This is a genomic window from Moorena sp. SIO3I6 (assembly GCF_010672095.1).
The window spans coordinates 1-3,065 of sequence record NZ_JAAHHU010000504.1 but is presented as its reverse complement, the minus strand read 5'-3'; the positions used below and the strand labels follow the sequence as shown (position 1 = coordinate 3,065).

Sequence of the window (3,065 nt, the reverse complement as noted above, 5' to 3'; positions counted from 1 at the left end):
GTGAGCCTCTGAACCTCAACGGTGAGCCTCTGGACCTCAACAGTGAGCCTCTGAACCTCAACGTTGAGCCTCTGGACCTCAACGGTGAGCCTCTGAACCTCAACGGTGAGCCTCTGAACCTCAACGGTGAGCCTCTGAACCTCGTGAACGAGCCTATGGCGGGTCAAAAGACTATAGAATAGCTGGTTTTTTGAAGATTGAGGATAATTAGGATGACCACAGTATTAAATCTAGAGCCCATTACCACTCTGACCAGAGAGCAGTTTTATCGCTTATGTAAGGCTAATCCTGATTTACAGCTTGAACGTTCACCCCAAGGTAATTTAATTATTATGACTCCTTTAGGCGGAGAAAGTGGAAGTATTGAGGCGAATCTGATTGGTGATTTAATTATTTGGAATCGTCAGACTCGGTTGGGGGTTGTCTTCAGTTCTCAGACTGTGTTTAGTTTACCAGGTGGTGGCGATCGCTCTCCCGATGTAGCTTGGGTAGCCCTGGAACGATGGAAAGCATTGAGTCAAACAGAAAGAGAAGGTTTTCCACCGATTTGCCCCGATTTTGTGATTGAGTTGCGCTCACGGACAGATCGATTAAAGCCCCTACAGGAAAAAATGCAAGAGTATCTAGCCAGTGGCTTGCGTTTGGGTTGGTTGATTAATCCCCAGGATAAACTGGTAGAAATTTATCTGCAAAATCAACCTGTAGAAGTAGTAGCAATGCCTGTAGTGTTAACAGGAAATGAGGTGTTACCGGGGTTTAGTTTAGAAGTTAGAAGTTAGAAGTTAGAATTTAGAATGAAGAATTTAGAATGAAGAATTTAGCGCGATCGCCTTTGGCGCGGCTTCGCCGATCGCGTAGCGTGACGTTCCGTCAATCGCATTTTGGCTTTCTTGGTCTGTTGCTAACCTTTCCCCCCATCCAAGAAAACAGTTGTGCAATTTGATCACTATGAATAGCTCTGGCTATAGCTTCCGATATCCACAGCGGTTCCCTCACTTAGCCAGCTCCCTCAACGCATTTTCATACCTCTTGCTGACTTTCTGATAAGCTGCCATTACCGTTTCAAACTCAGGGTCTTTCGTGGTGATTTCAACACCATCAGCAGTTTTTGTGATAAATACAGTATCTCCTTGGCCGTTCGGCCACGCTACGCGAACACCAACATTCAGCTGTTGTAGAATCTCTTCAGGTAGGGTTATCCCTAGGGAATTACCAATTTTATTAATTTTGAGCTTGTACATATTTTAAAGGGAGTTGGGAGTCGGGAGTCGGGAGCGGTGCGACCCGTGGCGAATTTAATGGCGTTGCTGATTATGGGTATGGTTTCGCCCCCCTAACCCCCCAATTCTGGGGGGAATAAGACGTTCAAAATCCCCCAAAGTTGGGAGACCAACGGGGGCTTTAACAAAACCAGATGATTGCGCATTCATTCCTTAATTCAGCAACGCCAATTTAATTACGGGTCAAGCGCACTCCCTGGGAGTCGGGAGTCGGGGGTCGGAAGAGGGAAAACAATCCTGTATACCTAGGGTGCGACCCAAGGCCGCGAGCAATCCCTCGCGGCCTTGGAGGTGCGCGCCTGATAGTTATGGAAACCCCCTCAGCTCCTAATCTATACTTCCAGTGCTAGAAAGTCTTTGGAAAGAATATTTTGGTTTATGCATAATTCTTCTAATCCTCGGTGATAGTTATTATAGATGACGAAATACTGGTAAAACAACGAAATAAAAAGAGTTGAGTAGGCATCTTGCCCCAAGAAAAAAATTTAGATTTGGCTAGATATCACTTCTAAAAAACTCTTAAAACCATCCCATTATCAAGTTATTTCGAATAATCCATAAACTCTAAAACAATTAAGCACTCACAGAGTATTAATTACTTACTTTCAGTCTCTGTCAGGCTTACATTGTAATAGTTTTAGTTTTTGGACTCTGTAATTAAGTTTGTGCATCAATTTACAATCAACAGGGAGAAGAAGATATGCCTACTTATTATCCTGATAACTTTGACAACACCATTTATGGCACCTCTGGTAATGACTCTCTTTATGGTTATGGAGGCAGTGACACTATGTATGGTGGCTCTGGCAATGACTACCTGAGTGGTGGTTTTGGCAATGACTACCTGAGTGGTGGCTCTGGCAATGACTATCTGAGTGGTGATATAGGCAGTGACACTATGTATGGTGGCTCTGGCAATGATATTTACGTGTTTGATGATCTTGGAGATGTAATTGTCGAAAACGTCAATAGCGGTATTGATACTGTCTACACCAACCTAAACTATACTCTGGGAGATAACCTGGAAAACTTAATCCTGATTGCAAATGTTCACTTTGGTTATGGTAATAGCCTTAACAATAGGATCGATGGTAACAGTTTTCACAACGACCTTTGGGGTAAATCAGGTAATGATAGCTTGCATGGCAATGCTGGTAATGATGCTCTTCGTGGTGATTTAGGCAATGACTACCTAAATGGTGGTTCTGATAATGACTACTTGTTTGGTGGCTATAACCATGACGTCCTGATCGGTGGGTCTGGTCATGACTATCTCAAAGGTTATGAAGTTAATGGTTACTGGGAACGGGACGTCCTAACTGGTGGTATTGGTGCTGATACCTTTGTCTTAGGTAATAAGAGTTCAAATACCATAGCGTACTCTGGTGATGGTGGTTATGGATACGCTACAATTACAGACTTTAATAGTGCACAAGGTGATAAAGTTCGGCTAGGCGGTAGTATAGGTGGTTACACCATGAATTACAGTAATCTTGGTGGAACCTCAGCACTAGATACAAACCTGTATTACCAGAATGACTTAATTGCCGTTTTCTATGATAATACTAGCTTTAATCTTGCTAATGATGCAATATTTTAGCGGGAGCAGGTCTTGCGTTGCAGAACAAAAGTACTATGTCCCATTAGAGCAAGCTTAAACCCATCAGGGGGCTATAGATAATGTACAAATATTCATAAGTCACATGCTCCCCCTATTACCTATTACCTATTACCTATTACCTATTCCCTATTACCTATTACCTATTGCCTATTACCCAGATAAGC

General features: G+C 43.0%; 4 protein-coding genes. 2 read left to right on the top strand and 2 right to left on the bottom strand.

The window, feature by feature from the left end:
* Positions 1-212 precede the first annotated feature (212 nt).
* Entirely contained in the window at positions 213-779 is a 567-nt protein-coding gene (locus tag F6K49_RS38660) for a Uma2 family endonuclease (protein ID WP_293105755.1), read from the top strand.
* Between the two features lie 24 nt (positions 780-803).
* Here F6K49_RS38660 and F6K49_RS38655 read toward each other — a convergent pair whose 3' ends face one another.
* Together F6K49_RS38655 and F6K49_RS38650 are read right to left on the bottom strand one after the other, a co-directional pair.
* Positions 804-938 carry a hypothetical protein gene (locus F6K49_RS38655; protein ID WP_293105752.1) on the bottom strand — a complete coding sequence of 45 codons (135 nt, stop codon included), beginning with the start codon at positions 936-938 and terminating at the stop codon, positions 804-806.
* 54 nt (positions 939-992) lie between these two features.
* Positions 993-1,241 (bottom strand): AbrB/MazE/SpoVT family DNA-binding domain-containing protein, encoded by a 249-nt coding sequence (locus F6K49_RS38650; protein ID WP_293105749.1) that lies wholly within the window; start codon positions 1,239-1,241, stop codon positions 993-995.
* A gap of 739 nt (positions 1,242-1,980) precedes the next feature.
* Between F6K49_RS38650 and F6K49_RS38645 the strand changes: the two genes are divergently transcribed.
* The gene (locus F6K49_RS38645) at positions 1,981-2,880 is read left to right on the top strand and encodes a calcium-binding protein (protein ID WP_293105746.1); all 900 of its coding nucleotides are present in this window, start codon (positions 1,981-1,983) and stop codon (positions 2,878-2,880) included.
* Positions 2,881-3,065: the final 185 nt, after the last annotated feature.